Below are 14060 nucleotides of genomic sequence, written 5' to 3'. Positions count from 1 at the left end.
TCAGTCCGCCGCGAACTCGCCTGCGATGCATCGGGCCACGGCCTGCTCCACGCTCAGGTGATGCTGGTCGGCTTCGTCGTACTCGGCCAGGCGGGCAGCTGCCAGGCGCTCTGCAAGGTCGTCGAGCGTGCGAAAAGGTGCCTCCAGGCGGTCCACCACGGTCACCGCGTCGTCGATCACCAGACCGGCGCCGGGCATCGCGACGGACACGGGCGCCGTGAGGTCGTCGGTGAAGGTGCGGACAAGACCGGCGAGCACCTCGTGCTCGGCACGCAGGACGGTGATCGTGCGGTCCACGAGTTGACTCATGACCATTCCCGCACTGCCTCGCTGTGACGAAGGCCGGGCCGCCGGTGCACCAGTTCCGGCCAACGCGCGCTCATGCCGCGAGCAGAACGGCGCACTGTTTCCTCCACCACCGACAGTTGCTCGTTGTTCCCTGAACTCTTGGTTCAGTTGGTGGCGGGAGGTTGTTGCGCGGAGGTGACGCTGCGGTGGTCGGCCTCCCACGCCCGGCCCTCGGCTTCGGTTATCTCTTCGACGGTCATGACCAAGGTCGCAGCGTTGGACCTGGTGTCGTAGGGCGGCACGCGGTGCTTGTAGTAGGTGATCTCCCGCTCGATCGCATACCGCGTGCGACTCCGCGAGATCCAGTTCTCCTGCCACCGGTAACTGCTGCGGATCCCACCGACGATGACTGCCGCCGTACCCAGCAGGGCACCGATCACCGGTTGGTCGACTGTCAGGGTGATTGCCGGCGCCAGAGCGGCAAGCGCGAGATTGAGCACCTCGAAACGATGCGACAGACCGCACGCCCGCTTCGACGTCGTCCGGTACCAGCTCCACTTCGCCAGCACCGAGTCAGGGATCGCGGGGTCCTCCGCCGCAGTCTCGTTGATCCAGTGCGAATCCCTGAGCATCCCCTGCTTTGACAAGGCATTGGTCACGACACGACCACCTCCTGCACCAACAGTCGATCTCAGGCCCGCTGACGTTTCCGTGCCGAGGTGCGGACGTCCTCTCGTGCCGCGAAGTAGTCGAGTTGGCGGCGGACGGCGACACATCTTGGTCGGCCACCGAATGCTGCTGTCGCCAGAATCGCGGCGAGCACGGGTAGCGTTCGTGGGCGTGCCGGAGTTCGCGTTCGTTGAGCTGCCCGAAGGCTTCGATCGCTTCCTGTGGCGGGAGTTCGTGGCCGAGTTCGACTTCCGACGTGCGCGTCGGCCCGTGATCCGCGAGCCGGTCCCGTCGGTAACGTGGACGTTGCCGCCGTGCGGCACCTCGGACCGACCGTTCCCTGACTCCACGCTCCCGGTCGCCCAAGTGGTGTGCGACGTCCTGCGCGACTGCGTCGAATGCTGGGACTCGGTGTTCCACCACGACGGTGTGCACCCATCGACCCAGTACCGTCCCCACCGGGTCACCGACATACGGGACCTGGACCGTTGGGAGTACTCGCACTACCCCAACGGCGACTACTCGATCTTCGTCGCGAAAGACCTGTCCTTCGGCGTGGTCGGCGATCCCTACGAGCAATCCCTGTGCTTCTTCGGCGCCCAGGCCGTCACCGCCGCGGAGAACCACAACCACGGCGTGCTGGCCCATGCTCTCCGCCGCAACGGCATCTCCGTCCCCGAACACCCGCCGTGGCGACCGGTAAGCCCTTCGGGTCCAGGTATGTGATGGAGACTGGCAGAACCGGAACAACACCCCGGTGCCTCACTGCGGGCACCGTGAACGCACTCATCCGCCGATGATCGGAGGTTGGGTCGAGTCGATGGACCCGAGCCTTCGCCTGCCGTCGTCGTGGCACCGCCAGACCGCCGCCACCCCGTCCGGCGGCGATCCTGGGCGCTGTTCGAGTTGCGCGGTGCCACGCGCCGACGGCTTCTCGGGCTGGTGTCAGGGCTTCTCGAAGTGCTGGTAGTCGATCGGGGTGTCCCAGAAGCCGCCCCAGGTCCAGCCGCGCGTGGTGAACGCCTGCTCGGTGGCGTCGCCCGCGTGGATCATGCCGGGCACGTTCTGGGTGCGGTCGACGTAGGGCGCGCCGTTGGGCGGGTAGACCGCGCCGCTGCGGGAGATGTAGGGGTTCTGCACGGTGTTGATGTCGATGGCCCGGCCGTAGGAGTGGTTGGACCAGGCGGTGCCGCCGGTGATCGGCCGGCAGTTGAACGCCGAGGTGTTGTTCGCCGCCATCGACGCGTCGTCGTCGGAGTCGTACTTCTCGATGGTCTCCATCCTCTGGATGGGGAACCGGCCGAAGTACAGGTCGGCGAAGGTGCGGGCGACCTCGGTGGCGAGATCGGCGTTGACGATCAGTTCGCCGCGGTGCACTGCACCATCGAAGCCGACGAAGTTCAGGTTGACCAGCCGCAGCTGGTCGGGCCCGACGGGGCAGCCCTCGCGCCAGCTGGAGGCGAGCCGCTTCGCGGTGACCGGCTTGATGACGGCGATGTAGGGCGGGAGGCCGCTGCCGGCCGGCGCGGCAAGTTCCACGGTCTGGGCGGTGGCGGCGGGCGCCGGCGTGGTGCCGACCAGGACCGTGGACAGAGTGAACGTGATGAGTGCGAAGACTCTGGTTCTCAACCTCAAAATACTTCCCCTCGATTCACCTACCGGGCCGCGTAGGAGAAGCAGCTCATCGACAGCGATCGTCAGTGGACTGTTTCCGGCTGTTCACCCCCAGCCGCGCGAAGACGCCCTCTGGGATCGACCCTGCCAGCGGTGTGCGAACAACGTCAACTTCGCTGGAACGTTTCGCCCCTCCCCAAAACGTCCGGTCGTGCGGGAACCGGGCGGGACGCACCGAGGCCGGCAGCCCGAGCTTGTCGTCGTTCGATGACATACACACGAGGACGTGTACGAGCAGAACGCCTTGCCCGCCGTACACCGGACCGACAATGCCATGCCAGGGCCGGACCAGAACCTGGGATCCGCAGCCAAACGGCTACCGCACGGGCCCAGCCCAACGGCAGGTGTCACCAGTGGCCGAGACGCACCCTCACTTGGTGGTTGTGCTCGGTGTGCGAGGTGACAGTGCCGACTATCCGAGAGCCCATTGGCGGGAGTGTTGCTTCGCGGGGCATCGCGGTGATCTCGGCCAAGCCGACGGCATCAGGCACGCCGTCGATGCGGATGAAGATCCCAAAGGGCTGCCGTCCTACCACCTCACCGGCGATCGCAGTCCCGACAGGGAGTTTCTCAACCGTCGCTCTCCACGCCTCGCGGCTACGTGCCGCAAGCCGCTGGCCGCCGTCAGGCCAGGAGTAGTCGTTCACGGCATCAGTGTTGCATCGCCTTCGAGTCCAACACCCCAACCGTCCGCTCATGCCGCTGACCGGTCAATCGGCTGAGGTGAAAGAACATCAACAGCCTCGCACGGTGACTCGTACCTGGCTGAGGCGCATTTGCGCGTGTGTGCCGACGCGGCCCGGCAACCAGGTCGGGGCTGGACAAGCCTTTCCGGCAACGACTTCGCTTGCCGGTCGGCGACGGCTGGACCCGCGCCCGCCTCGACCGCCGAGGCCCGGACGCTGACCACCGTCATCACGGTGGCGGTGTCCTTGCCTGCGGAACCCTGGTGCGCGCCACCTCAGAGTTCACGCCGCCGTCTCGGGTGCGTGGCCTTGAGGTTGGTGGCCCAGGCTGCGTCGCCTGGGCCACCGACACCGCGCCACCCGGCGCCGGCCCCCTTGGTTGCTGCTGGCTCAGGCCGCCTTCAGCGACCAGAGGGTCTCCTCGGAGACCTTCCACAGCTGGGCTGCCGCCTCCGGGTCCTGCGCGTACGGTGCGACGCCGCGCAGAGGGCTGGCGTCTGAGACCGGGACGGCCTCGTTGCAGTCCTCGAAGTACCTGCCCGAGATGCCGTCCAGCAGTGGGGTGGTGGCTACGACCAGCGTGGTCGCGGCACCCTGTTCCGGGGTCTTCACGCGGCGGGTGGCCGCTGCGCCGCTTTGGCGGATGCGCTCCTGCAGTTCTTCCGGCGTGAGGTGGCGCTGGAGGTTCGTGGCGATGCTGCCGGGCATGAGGGCGTTCATCGTGATGCCCTCGCTGGACCAGCGGCGGCCTGCCTCTACGCCGAACAGGATGTTCGCGGTCTTGGACTGGCCGTAGGCCTGCCAGCGTTCGTACTCGCGGTGCGCGTAGTGGATGTCGTCGAACACGACGTCGCTCATGAGGTGTGCGGACGAGCTGACGTTCACCACTCGGGCGCCTTCGGCTCGCAGCGAGTTGAACAGGCCCGCGGTGAGGGCGAAGTGGCCGAAGTGGTTGGTGGCGAACTGGAGTTCCCAGCCCTCCGGCGTGCGAGTGAACGGGGTGGCCATGACGCCCGCGTTGTTGATCAGCAGGTGCAGCGGGCCGTCCCAGTTGCGGGCGAACGCCTTCACCGACTCCTGGGAGGCGAGGTCGAGGCGGGCCACGGAGATCCGCTTGTTGCCCGTCGACCTGCAGAGCGACGTGGCCACGCGCTGGCCCGCGTCGATGTCGCGGGCCGCGATGGTGACCTCGGCGCCCGCGGTGGCCAAGGCGCGCACGGTTTCCACGCCGATGCCCGAGGCGCCGCCGGTGACGATGGCGCGGCGGCCGGCGAGGTCGGCGACGTCCGCCACTTCCTGGGCCGTCGTGTCGAATCCGAATCCTGTGGTGATCATGCCTGCACCTTCAGCGTTTCCTCGGAGACCTTCCACAGCTGGGCGGCGGCCTCGGGGTCGGCCGCGTAGGCGGCCAGGCCGTTGGTCATGCCCTCGGTGTTGGGGACGGCCTCGTTGCAGTCTTCGAAGTAGAGGCCTGAACGGCCCTGGACCAACGGGGACACGGCGAGCACCAGCGTGGTGGCCGCGCCCTGCTCCGGCGTCTTGAGCTGCAACGGCTTGTCGCCGCCGCGCAGCTTGATGCGCTCCTGCAGCGCCTCCGGCGTGATGTGGCGCTGCAGCGCCGTGAGGATGCCGCCCGGCATCAGGGCGTTCATCGTGATGCCGTCAGCAGCCCAGCGGCGGCCCGCCTCGACGCCGAACAGCACGTTCGCCGTCTTGGACTGGCCGTACGCCTTCCACGGGTCGTACTCGCGGCGCTCGAAGTGGATGTCGTCGAACACCACCGGGCTCGACAGGTGGCCGGACGAGCTGACGTTGACCACGCGGGCGCCCTCGGCGCGCAGGGACTCGAACAGGCCCAGCGTCAGCGTGAAGTGGCCGAAGTGGTTCGTGGCGAACTGGAGCTCCCAGCCCTCCGGCGTGCGGGTCAGCGGCGAGGCCATCACACCCGCGTTGTTGATCAGCAGGTGCAGCGGGCCGTCCCACGCCGCGGCGAAGGCCTTGACCGACTCCTGCGAGGTCAGCTCCAGCGGAGCGACCAGAACACTCTTGTTGCCAGTAGAAGCGGACACGTCGGCGGCGACCTTGCGGGCCGCCTCCAGGTCGCGTGCCGCGATGGTGACCTCGGCGCCCGCGGCGGCAAGAGCCCGCACGGTCTCGACGCCGATGCCAGACGCTCCACCGGTGACCACGGCGCGACGGCCCGAGAGGTCGACGCCCTCGACGACCTCGAGAGCCGTGCTCCCGAACCCGAACGGGGTGGTGATGCGCTCACTCATCCTGTTTCCCCAACCTGTGTCGTACACTGAAACGGAGGTTCCTCCGGTTCGGGTTCCACCGTAAGCGGAGGGGCCTCCGTTTAGCAAGTGACGTACCCCATAGGAGTGATGAAGTGCGTGCAGACGCGGTCCGGAACCGGGGGCTGCTGATCGAGGTGGCGCTCGACGCGTTCACCCACGAGAAGGACGCGACGCTCGGCGCCATCGCCAAGAAGGCGGGCGTCGGGATCGGCACGCTGTACCGCCACTTCCCCACCCGCGAGGCGCTGATCGAGGCGGTCTACCGCACCGAGCTGGAGAAGCTCTGCGACGCCGCGCCCGAGCTGCTGAAAACCCACGAACCCGAAGCCGCGCTACGGGAGTGGATGGACCGCTTCATCGCCTACGCCGCGACGAAACGCGACCTCAAGGACGCGCTGCAGGCCGTGATCGCGCTGGGCCTCAACCCGTTCGAGCACAGCCGCGCGAAGATGACCGAGGCCGTGTCGAGCCTGCTCGCACCCCTCGGCGCGCACACCGAGCCGATGGACCTGATGGCGCTGCTGATCGGCGTCGCGCAGAACGGCGACCCGGCTCAGGCGAAGCGGATGCTGGACCTGATCATGAACGGGGTTCTCCACGACGCTGCCGCTCGAACCGCTCCACCAGCACCGGCGCCTCGTTGATCAGGAACGCGTAGAAGTCCCGCATGTACTCGAGCCGGTCGTGCGCGAGGCCGGGCCCGACCGCCTCGACGCCCTTGTCCACGGCGCGAAGCACGTCGTCGACCACGGAGTGCTGGCGCGAGTAGAGCGTCGTCCAGGCGTTGTCCAGCATCCGGAAGTGCTCGCGCCGGCTGCCCGCGACGTAGATCCGCTCGATCAGGCCCATCTGCGCGACCATCTTGATCGCGCCGGACACCGATCCCGCGCTCACGCCCAGTTCCTCGGCGAGATCGCCCGCGGTCAGCGACTCCTTCTCGGTGAACAGGAACGCGGCGATCGCCCGCGCGCCCATCCGCTGCATCCCGGCGCCGACCAGCGTGAGCGCCAACTGCTCGGCGGCCTCCCTGCGCTCTGTCTCGCCCGTCACAGTCATCCTGTCTTCAGAAATTTCTGAACGTTCGCTAGCCTCAATCCTAGGGGAAGGGGCTGGTCATGGCCACAGCACTCGTCGTCGGGGCCGGGATCTCCGGTCTCGCCACCGCACTCAGGCTCGCCCGCAGCACGTGGGACGTGGTCGTGCTCGACCACGGCACCCACCACGACCCGGTCGTGCTCACCGGCCCGGACCGCCTGGCGGCGAAACGGCTCGCCGCGCTGCCCCACCCGCTGCGCTACGAGACCCGCCACAGCAAGGTCACCGCGCTGCACCCCGACCGGTTCGGCGTCACGGTCGCGTTCAACGACCACGACGACGAGTGGTTCGACATCGTCGTGTGCGCCCAGCCGTGCTGCGAGGCGGAGCGATTACCCGGCCTGTGCCTCGAACGATGGTCCCGCGACCACGTGGCCCTGCTCTACCGCGCCGTCCGCGACACCGGCCTCCCGCTCAGCGCCGCCGAACTGCTCGCCGACGCGTTCGACATCCACAACGACGACATCGCCGCTTTTGCTTGGTGGGAAACCACTCTGAAGCCGCACGCCGTTAGGCGGACCTTTACCCGCGTTCGGTAAGCCTGCGGGTCATGACCACGTTACGGAGACGTACCTTCATCGTGGGCGGCCTCGCGGGAGCGAGCGCCGGGGTTCTCCTTCCCGCACTGGCCAACGCCATCGGCTATCCCTTCACCCTCGGAGTCGCGTCCGGCGAACCGGCGGCCGACGGGTTCGTGATCTGGACCCGCCTCGCCCCCAGCCCGCTGAACGCCGACGGTCTCGGCGGCATGCCGAACACCAACACCGCCGTCGAATGGCAGGTCGCCACCGACGAACGCTTCACCGCCATCGTCCGCACCGGCACGTTCACCACCACCCAGGCAAGCGCTCACGCCGTGCACGTCACCCTCACCGGCCTGGAGCCGGGACGTGAGTACTGGTACCGCTTCCGCACCAGCGGTCACATCTCCCCCGTCGGCCGCGCGCTCACGGCGCCGGCCGTCGGCACCTCGCCCGCACTGACCATGCTCTTCGCCTCGTGCGCGCACTACGAGGAGGGCTACTTCACGGGCTACCGCCGGATGGCCGAGGAACACCCGGACCTGATCCTGCACCTCGGCGACTACATCTACGAGGGCGCCGCCACCACCACGAAGATCCGCAAGTTCGCCCCCGCCACCGAGATCAGCACGCTCGCGAACTACCGGGTCCGCCACGCCCAGTACAAGGCCGACCCGGACCTGCAGGCCGCGCACGCCACCGCACCGTGGCTGGTCGTCTGGGACGACCACGAGGTGGAGAACAACTACGCCGACCTCGTCCGCAACGACAGCAGCCCCGCCGGTGACTTCACGGCCCGTCGCGCGGCCGCGTACAAGGCCTACTACGAGCACATGCCGCTGCGATCCGCCCAAGCACCGACGGCGGAGAACATGTTGCTGCACCGCAGGGTCCGCTGGGGCAGCCTCGCCACGTTCCACATGCTCGACACCCGCCAGTACCGCAACGACCAGGCGTGCGGCGACGGCACGAAGGTCTGCCCCGCCGCCGACGATCCCGCCCGCACCCTCACCGGCACCTCGCAGGAGACGTGGCTGATCGACGGCCTCAGGCAGAAGCTCGGCACCTGGGACTTCCTGGGCCAGCAGGTGTTCTTCGCGCAACGGCTCGCCGCGGCGGACGGTTCCAAGAGCATGGACGCGTGGGACGGCTACACGGCCAACCGCACGCGCATCCAGAACGCGTGGGACGCCAACGGGAACAAGGGCACGGTCGTGCTCACCGGCGACGTGCACCGCAGCTGGGGCGCGAACCTCATGCAGAACTACGGAACCCAGAACCGGATCATCGGCACCGAGCTCGTCACGACGTCGATCACGTCCGGCGGTGACGGCAACGCGGCCGACAACAGCCTCAACCCGACGCTGAACCCGCACGTGAAGTACTTCAAGAACCTGCGCGGCTACGTGAAGACGCAGACCACCTCGACGGAGATGCGGGTCGACTACCGGGCCGTCGACAAGGTCACCGTGCGCGACTACCCCGTCAAGACCGTCGGCAGCTACGTCGTCGAGGCCGCCAACCCCGGATTGCAGGCACCGTGAAGACACTGCTGATCGCGAGCCTCCTGCTGGCACCCGCCCCGATGACGTGGTCCACGGTCAACAGCGACTCGACCGGAGACCAGGACAACGCGTCCGTCTCAGCCACCCGCAACGGCTACACGGCCGTCGTGTGGGAGGACGACAGGGACACCACGACCCCCACGGACCCGATCCACTCGGACGTCTGGATCCGCCTCTTCAAGGAGGGAGCGGCGGTCTACGAGAAGAAGCTCTCCACCGGCGGCACCGGCGACTGGCGGCACTGGCAGCCGGACGTCTCGCTGCACGAGGACGGCAGCGCGGTCGTCGTGTGGTCGGAGGACCCGGACGGCAACGGCTACTACAACATCGCCGTCCGCTCGATCAGCGCGTCCGGGACCGTGTCGGGTTCCGGCACCGCCAACGCGAGCGCCGACGGCCAGCAGTACTTCCCCAGCGTGGCGGCGGATCCGGACTCCGGTGGCTTCGCGGTCACGTGGGAGGACCAGCAGGGCACGGCCGCGCCCACCGTGCGGGTGAGCGTGTTCGCGTCCATCAGCTCCAAGACCTACGAGGCCCAGGTCAACAACGCCGGCGGCACGCACGCCAAGCCCCAGGTCGCGATGAGCGCCGCCGGCAACGCGATCATCGCCTGGGAGGCCGACGCGAACGTCGCCCGCAAGATCGTCACCGCGTCCGGTGGCGTGAAGCAGGCGCAGACCACGACGGGGCAGGGGAAACGCCCCGCCGTGGCGGCGAACTTCAACGGTGACTTCGCCATCGCCTGGGAGCAGTCCGGAGTCCGCACCCAGTCGTTCACGGCGGCCGGCACCTCCCGTGGTGCCGTCGCGTCGACCACCGGCACCGACCCGCAGATCGGCATCGACGACCAGCTCGGCGTCGCGGTGACCACGACGGAGGCGCAGGACGTCCACACCGTCCTCTACAACCCCGACGGCACCACCACGGGCCGTCCCGAACGGCAGCTCACGGTCTCGAACGCCACCGGCAGGCAGGACGAACCCGCCGTGGGCGTCGACCCGTGGGGCCGCGTCACCGTCGTCTACACCGACGACAACGACGGCAACGGGTTCGACCAGATCTACCTGGGCACCGGCCTGACCACCCAGCAGTGGTGAGTCAGCGCTGATCGAGCGGCCTGCGGCGCTGGTGGACCTCCAGCAGCGCCGCGGGCTTCCAGAACCCGTGCACGTCGTAGGTGTCGACACCGGGGGGCACGATCTCGTCGATCCGGTCCAGCACGTCGTCGGTGAGCACCAGCGAGGCGCCCTCCAGCAACGACTCCAGCTGCTCCATCGTGCGCGGCCCGGTGATCGCCGAGGTCACGCCGGGATGGGTCGTCACGAACGCGACCGCCAGCGCGGGCAGCGACACCCCCATCTCGTCGGCGAGCTTCGCGAACTGCTCCACCGCCTCGAACTTCGCCGCGTTGCCCGGCAGCGACTCGTCGAACCGCTCAGGGCTCAGCGTCGCCCGGAACGCCTCGGCCGACGCGCCCCTGCGGTGCTTGCCCGACAGGAAACCGCTGGCCAGCGGGCTCCACACCAGCACACCCATGCCGAGCCGCTGTGCCGTCGGCAGCACCGACCGCTCGACCCCGCGCGCCAGCAGCGAGTACGGCGGCTGCTCGGTCCTGAACCGCAGGTGGCCCCGGTTCATCGACACGTGGTGCGCTTCGACGATCTCCTCCGCCGGGTACGTGGAGCACCCGAACGCCCGGATCTTCCCGTCCCGGACCAGGTCGGTCAGCACCGCCAGCGTCTCGTCGATGTCGGTGCGGTAGTCCGGCCGGTGCACCTGGTACAGGTCGATCCAGTCGGTGTCCAGCCGCCGGAGGCTGTCCTCGACGGCGTTCAGGATGTGGCGACGCGAGTTGCCGCTGTTGTTGCGGCCCTCCCCCAGCGGGAAGTGCACCTTCGTGGCCAGCACGACGTCGTCGCGCCGGTCCTTCAAGGCCTTTCCGACGATCTGCTCGGACTCTCCCGCCGAGTACATGTCGGCGGTGTCGACGAAGTTGATGCCCGCGTCGAGGGCGCGGTGGATGATCCGCACGCCCTCTTCGTGGTCGTTGTTGGCCACGGATCCGAACATCATGGCGCCGAGGCAGTGGTGGCTGACCTCGATGCCGGTTCCCCCGAGAACGCGATAGCGCATGTTCATGGCGAGAACCTACGAACTAGAGCCGTCTCTAGGTCAAGAAGCACGTTGTTACTCTCGGGATCATGACATCCGAGAGCGATCGACAGGCGTTCAAGCCCCTGCCCGGTCGCACGACCCCCAGTTCGACCGCCTGCGAAGCCGTGCTGCGAGACCTGTTGCCGCTGGTGGGGGCCGAGATTCCGGCCGCGGACCAGCCCGACGTCAAGCCCTCGTGGCGCCATCGGGCCCGGCGTGCCGTCGGCAAGGCGGTGGCGGCGACCGAGGAAGCTCCCGAGGAGTGGTTCGAACCATTGATGCAGGCCGCCGTCCTCGAACCGGACTCCGGATTCAGCCGGGAGCTCGTCAAGCCCGCGATCACGGCGTTCGGCCGGCGTCGCGTCCAGCTCGCACTTCTCGACTACCTCGACAAGGGCACCGCGGCCGACGTCGCGGGCGCCACCCGCGCCTGGCACGGGACCGAGGTCCAGATGGCGTACGAGCCGGGCTCCAAGACGCCCACGCCGGAGAGCCTCGCGGAGTGGGAGGAGTCCAGCGATCTGCGCGAGCGCTACCAGCAGCTGCGCGAGCAGGTCGAGGTGCGCTCGGCCGGGTAGTCCGGGACCTATGCTCGGAGCATGGGGCTGAGCATCGGACAGGTGGCGGAACGCACCGGACTGAGCGTGCACGCGCTGCGGTTCTACGAGAAGGAAGGCATCCTCGCGCACCAGGTCCACAGAGGACCGGGCGGCCGCCGGGTGTACACGCAGCAGGACATCGACTGGCTGAAGATGTGCATCATGCTGCGCATGTCGGGGATGCCCGTGCCGGAGATCCGCCGCTACACCGACCTGGTCCGCCAGGGCGACGGCAACGAGTTGCAGCGCCTGGACATCCTGAAGGAGCACCAGCAACGCGTGGCCCAGCAGATGGTGCAGCTGCAGGAGTGCATGGACCTGATCACGCACAAGGTGGGCATCTACCAGGACTACGTCAATTCGATCGCTGCCAGGGCGGTCGGCCAATAGTCTCGGCCCCATGCCTGTCGTGCTCTCGCTGAACGTCGCCCAGAAGACGGCCCCGGCCGACTACGCCCGCGTCGGTGCCACCGGCATCGACAAGCGCCCGGTGGACGGACCGCTGCGGATCAGTCCGCCCGGCGCCAAGGGCTCGGCGGGCAGCGGCGTCGCGGGTGACTCGATCGCCGACTGGTCCGCGCACGGCGGCGAGTACCAGGCCGTGTACGGCTACGCCCGCGAGGACCTCGACTGGTGGCAGTCGGAGGTGGGCGCCGAGTTCCACCCCGGCCAGTTCGGCGAGAACCTGACCACGCAGGGCATCGACCACACGAGCGCGCTGGTCGGCGAGCACTGGCGGATCGGCACGGCGTTGCTGGAGGTCACCGGGCCGCGCATCCCGTGCCGCACGTTCGCCGAGTTCCTCGGCCAGCGCGGCTGGGTCAGGCGGTTCACCCAGGTCGCCCGGCCAGGGGCCTACTTCCGCGTGCTGGAGGAGGGGCTGATCGGGCCGGGCGACGAGATCACCGTCGTGCACCGGCCCGGCCACGACGTGACGGTCGAGCTGTTCTTCCGCGCCGTCACCACGGAGGCCGCGTTGCTGCCCCGGCTGCTCGCGGCCGGCGACTCGGTGCCGCCGGAGGTCGTCGAGCTGGTGCACAAGCGGTCGGTGGTCGAGCTCGACTCCTAGTGGTGTGGCCCGAAACGTTGCCGTGCGAATTCGCGGTCAGACGGACGCATCGTGGTGCCGCCCCCGCGCCCTAGTACTGGATGTCCAGGGGCGCGGGGGCGGTGCCGCGAGGTGTCCTGCTGAGCGTGAATTCACCGCCAACGTTTCGGGTCACGCCACTAGTTGGGCGGGAAGTTCCTGACCCAGCGCTTCTGCCACGGCGTCTCGACGGCGCGCTTGTGGTAGTTCGCGCGCGTCCACGCCACGGCCTCGGCGGCCGGAACGCCCGCCAGCACGGCCAGGCACGAGATCACCGTGCCGGTCCGGCCGATACCGCCGCTGCACGCCACCTCGACCAGTTCGCCGGACAGCGCCCGCGCGTGCAGCGTGCGGATCAGCCTGATCGCGGCGTCGTGGTCACGCGGGAGGCGGAAGTCCGGCCAGTCGATCCAGTCGTGCGGCCACGGCACGTCGACCGGCTTCGGCTGCAGGTACACCCCGTACCGCGGGTGCGGCTCCACGATCTTCCCGTCGCGCAGGCCACGCCCTCTGATCACGGCGCCGTCGGGTAGCTCAATCGTCTTCACGAAACGTTCCCCCATGAGTACCAAGCGAATGCTAGGCGAACAACAGTACTACCAGCGGCGGAATCCCTTCTGCCGCAACGCCTCCCCACGCCTGGTTGCGCGGACGGCTCATCGCCAGCTGGTCGGCGACGGCCAGCACCACGCTGCCGCCGACCATGAACCACGACACGTAGAAGACCAGTGTGCGGCCGACCAGTTCCTGCCCGCCGTGCACCGCGATCAGCCCCGCGATCACCCCGCACGCCAGGAACAGGTTGTAGAACCCGACCCCGAACGCCCACAGCCGGATCGCCGGCACGTCCTGCGCGGGCTGCCCGAACATCGACCGGTGCACGCGCCCGATCAGGAACGCCTCGCAGACCCACACCACCAGGTGGATCAGGGCCGCGACCGCCGCGGCGACCTGGGCGACGACGCTCACCGCGTCACCCCGTGCCGGGCCAAAGCCTCTATGCCGTTCGAGGACAGGTCGAGGAAGAACGCGCCCATCACGTCCCCGACGGCGAACGCGAGGAACTGCACTGACGGCGTGTGCACCGTGAACGTGTGCGACGCGTTGGGTGGAATGGTGATGGCATCGCCCGGTGAGAGGTCGTGGAGCTCACCGTCGAGGAACACGGCCATGCGTCCGTGCAGCACGTAGTACGCCTTAGGCCACGGCGTGCGGTGCGGCGGCGCGGCTTCCCCACGCGGTGCGTCCACCTCGAACAACTCGTAGGTGCCGCCGGTGTGCTTCGCCGATATCCGGATGGTGATGGTCGCGTCGGGCACGGTGAGTACCTCGCCCTCGCCTGCGGTGGTCAGCATGCACCGCACCCTCCGCGCCGGGATCGAGTCGTCGTATCCCGGAAAACTGGGATCCCCGACGGTCCGGAGC

The 14060-nt window shown here is 68.6% G+C and carries 19 protein-coding genes; 8 read left to right on the top strand and 11 right to left on the bottom strand.

Going from position 1 to position 14060, the window contains the following annotated elements:
• The gene (locus ACIQF0_RS07010; protein ID WP_401025451.1) at positions 1–309 is read right to left on the bottom strand and encodes a hypothetical protein; all 309 of its coding nucleotides are present in this window, start codon (positions 307–309) and stop codon (positions 1–3) included.
• 143 nt (positions 310–452) lie between these two features.
• Complete coding sequence (locus ACIQF0_RS07005; protein WP_401025448.1) at positions 453–947, bottom strand: DUF4231 domain-containing protein; 495 nt, start codon at positions 945–947, stop codon at positions 453–455.
• 181 nt (positions 948–1128) lie between these two features.
• On the opposite strand from ACIQF0_RS07005, the gene ACIQF0_RS07000 reads away from it, so the two are divergent.
• On the top strand, positions 1129–1683 hold the full coding sequence (locus ACIQF0_RS07000) for a DUF2716 domain-containing protein (protein WP_401025446.1): 555 nt from the start codon (positions 1129–1131) through the stop codon (positions 1681–1683).
• Positions 1684–1902: 219 nt separating this feature from the next.
• Here ACIQF0_RS07000 and ACIQF0_RS06995 read toward each other — a convergent pair whose 3' ends face one another.
• The 4 genes from ACIQF0_RS06995 to ACIQF0_RS06980 form a co-directional block, all read right to left on the bottom strand.
• Positions 1903–2592, bottom strand: a complete 690-nt coding sequence (locus ACIQF0_RS06995) for a M15 family metallopeptidase (RefSeq protein ID WP_401025443.1) — start codon at positions 2590–2592, stop codon at positions 1903–1905.
• A gap of 386 nt (positions 2593–2978) precedes the next feature.
• Positions 2979–3278, bottom strand: a complete 300-nt coding sequence (locus ACIQF0_RS06990; protein WP_401025440.1) for a hypothetical protein — start codon at positions 3276–3278, stop codon at positions 2979–2981.
• A gap of 429 nt (positions 3279–3707) precedes the next feature.
• Positions 3708–4652 carry an SDR family NAD(P)-dependent oxidoreductase gene (locus ACIQF0_RS06985; protein ID WP_401025437.1) on the bottom strand — a complete coding sequence of 315 codons (945 nt, stop codon included), beginning with the start codon at positions 4650–4652 and terminating at the stop codon, positions 3708–3710.
• Entirely contained in the window at positions 4649–5593 is a 945-nt protein-coding gene (locus ACIQF0_RS06980; protein ID WP_401025434.1) for an SDR family NAD(P)-dependent oxidoreductase, read from the bottom strand. The genes ACIQF0_RS06985 and ACIQF0_RS06980 overlap by 4 nt, the downstream gene beginning before the upstream one ends.
• A gap of 113 nt (positions 5594–5706) precedes the next feature.
• Here ACIQF0_RS06980 and ACIQF0_RS06975 point away from each other — a divergent pair, with 113 nt between their 5' ends.
• Positions 5707–6258 carry a helix-turn-helix domain-containing protein gene (locus ACIQF0_RS06975; protein WP_360029417.1) on the top strand — a complete coding sequence of 184 codons (552 nt, stop codon included), beginning with the start codon at positions 5707–5709 and terminating at the stop codon, positions 6256–6258.
• On the opposite strand, the gene ACIQF0_RS06970 is transcribed toward ACIQF0_RS06975, so the two are convergent.
• Positions 6194–6670, bottom strand: a complete 477-nt coding sequence (locus tag ACIQF0_RS06970; RefSeq protein WP_401025431.1) for a GbsR/MarR family transcriptional regulator — start codon at positions 6668–6670, stop codon at positions 6194–6196. The two genes, ACIQF0_RS06975 and ACIQF0_RS06970, sit on opposite strands and share 65 nt — an antisense overlap.
• Positions 6671–6729: 59 nt before the next feature.
• Here ACIQF0_RS06970 and ACIQF0_RS06965 point away from each other — a divergent pair, with 59 nt between their 5' ends.
• The 3 genes from ACIQF0_RS06965 to ACIQF0_RS06955 are packed head-to-tail and all read left to right on the top strand — an operon-like array spanning position 6730 to position 9892.
• The gene (locus ACIQF0_RS06965; RefSeq protein WP_401025428.1) at positions 6730–7248 is read left to right on the top strand and encodes an FAD-dependent oxidoreductase; all 519 of its coding nucleotides are present in this window, start codon (positions 6730–6732) and stop codon (positions 7246–7248) included.
• Positions 7249–7259: 11 nt separating this feature from the next.
• Positions 7260–8774 (top strand): alkaline phosphatase D family protein, encoded by a 1515-nt coding sequence (locus ACIQF0_RS06960; RefSeq protein ID WP_401025425.1) that lies wholly within the window; start codon positions 7260–7262, stop codon positions 8772–8774.
• Positions 8771–9892 (top strand): hypothetical protein, encoded by a 1122-nt coding sequence (locus ACIQF0_RS06955; RefSeq protein ID WP_401025422.1) that lies wholly within the window; start codon positions 8771–8773, stop codon positions 9890–9892. The genes ACIQF0_RS06960 and ACIQF0_RS06955 overlap by 4 nt, the downstream gene beginning before the upstream one ends.
• 1 nt (position 9893) lies before the next feature.
• On the opposite strand, the gene ACIQF0_RS06950 is transcribed toward ACIQF0_RS06955, so the two are convergent.
• A complete protein-coding gene (locus ACIQF0_RS06950) occupies positions 9894–10928 on the bottom strand; it encodes an aldo/keto reductase (protein WP_401027738.1) in 1035 nt (344 codons plus the stop codon).
• Between the two features lie 68 nt (positions 10929–10996).
• Here ACIQF0_RS06950 and ACIQF0_RS06945 point away from each other — a divergent pair, with 68 nt between their 5' ends.
• From ACIQF0_RS06945 to ACIQF0_RS06935, 3 genes are read left to right on the top strand one after another with little or no spacing between them, the layout of a single operon-like run.
• A complete protein-coding gene (locus tag ACIQF0_RS06945; protein ID WP_401025419.1) occupies positions 10997–11527 on the top strand; it encodes a hypothetical protein in 531 nt (176 codons plus the stop codon).
• A 21-nt stretch (positions 11528–11548) separates the two neighbouring features.
• Positions 11549–11938: a MerR family transcriptional regulator gene (locus tag ACIQF0_RS06940; RefSeq protein ID WP_360029410.1), complete on the top strand. Its 390-nt coding sequence runs from the start codon at positions 11549–11551 to the stop codon at positions 11936–11938.
• A 10-nt stretch (positions 11939–11948) separates the two neighbouring features.
• Positions 11949–12617 (top strand): MOSC domain-containing protein, encoded by a 669-nt coding sequence (locus ACIQF0_RS06935; protein WP_401025416.1) that lies wholly within the window; start codon positions 11949–11951, stop codon positions 12615–12617.
• Between the two features lie 158 nt (positions 12618–12775).
• Here ACIQF0_RS06935 and ACIQF0_RS06930 read toward each other — a convergent pair whose 3' ends face one another.
• The 3 genes from ACIQF0_RS06930 to ACIQF0_RS06920 are packed head-to-tail and all read right to left on the bottom strand — an operon-like array spanning position 12776 to position 13990.
• A complete protein-coding gene (locus ACIQF0_RS06930; RefSeq protein WP_401025413.1) occupies positions 12776–13198 on the bottom strand; it encodes a protein-tyrosine phosphatase family protein in 423 nt (140 codons plus the stop codon).
• Positions 13199–13214: 16 nt separating this feature from the next.
• A complete protein-coding gene (locus ACIQF0_RS06925; protein ID WP_401025410.1) occupies positions 13215–13604 on the bottom strand; it encodes a DUF1304 family protein in 390 nt (129 codons plus the stop codon).
• Positions 13601–13990, bottom strand: coding sequence for a cupin domain-containing protein (locus ACIQF0_RS06920; RefSeq protein ID WP_401025407.1), 390 nt, complete (start codon positions 13988–13990; stop codon positions 13601–13603). Before ACIQF0_RS06920 ends, ACIQF0_RS06925 begins: the two co-directional genes overlap by 4 nt.
• Positions 13991–14060: the final 70 nt, after the last annotated feature.

Origin of the sequence: Lentzea sp. NPDC092896 (assembly GCF_044754905.1) — a bacterium.
In the GTDB taxonomy this organism is placed as follows: Bacteria; Actinomycetota; Actinomycetes; order Mycobacteriales; family Pseudonocardiaceae; genus Lentzea.
The sequence above is the reverse complement of the archived record's forward strand: the minus strand, read 5'-3'. Positions and strand labels throughout refer to the sequence as shown.

What these genes read in the sequence shown, in the direction of transcription:
- ACIQF0_RS07010 (WP_401025451.1), bottom strand. Translation starts at nt 309, where the DNA reads ATGAGTCAACTCGTGGACCGCACGATCACCGTCCTGCGTGCCGAGCAC.
- ACIQF0_RS06985 (WP_401025437.1), bottom strand. Translation starts at nt 4,652, where the DNA reads ATGATCACCACAGGATTCGGATTCGACACGACGGCCCAGGAAGTGGCG.
- ACIQF0_RS06980 (WP_401025434.1), bottom strand. Translation starts at nt 5,593, where the DNA reads ATGAGTGAGCGCATCACCACCCCGTTCGGGTTCGGGAGCACGGCTCTC.
- ACIQF0_RS06970 (WP_401025431.1), bottom strand. Translation starts at nt 6,670, where the DNA reads ATGACTGTGACGGGCGAGACAGAGCGCAGGGAGGCCGCCGAGCAGTTG.
- ACIQF0_RS06965 (WP_401025428.1), top strand. Translation starts at nt 6,730, where the DNA reads ATGGCCACAGCACTCGTCGTCGGGGCCGGGATCTCCGGTCTCGCCACC.
- ACIQF0_RS06960 (WP_401025425.1), top strand. Translation starts at nt 7,260, where the DNA reads ATGACCACGTTACGGAGACGTACCTTCATCGTGGGCGGCCTCGCGGGA.
- ACIQF0_RS06950 (WP_401027738.1), bottom strand. Translation starts at nt 10,928, where the DNA reads ATGCGCTATCGCGTTCTCGGGGGAACCGGCATCGAGGTCAGCCACCAC.
- ACIQF0_RS06945 (WP_401025419.1), top strand. Translation starts at nt 10,997, where the DNA reads ATGACATCCGAGAGCGATCGACAGGCGTTCAAGCCCCTGCCCGGTCGC.
- ACIQF0_RS06940 (WP_360029410.1), top strand. Translation starts at nt 11,549, where the DNA reads ATGGGGCTGAGCATCGGACAGGTGGCGGAACGCACCGGACTGAGCGTG.
- ACIQF0_RS06935 (WP_401025416.1), top strand. Translation starts at nt 11,949, where the DNA reads ATGCCTGTCGTGCTCTCGCTGAACGTCGCCCAGAAGACGGCCCCGGCC.
- ACIQF0_RS06930 (WP_401025413.1), bottom strand. Translation starts at nt 13,198, where the DNA reads ATGGGGGAACGTTTCGTGAAGACGATTGAGCTACCCGACGGCGCCGTG.
- ACIQF0_RS06920 (WP_401025407.1), bottom strand. Translation starts at nt 13,990, where the DNA reads ATGCTGACCACCGCAGGCGAGGGCGAGGTACTCACCGTGCCCGACGCG.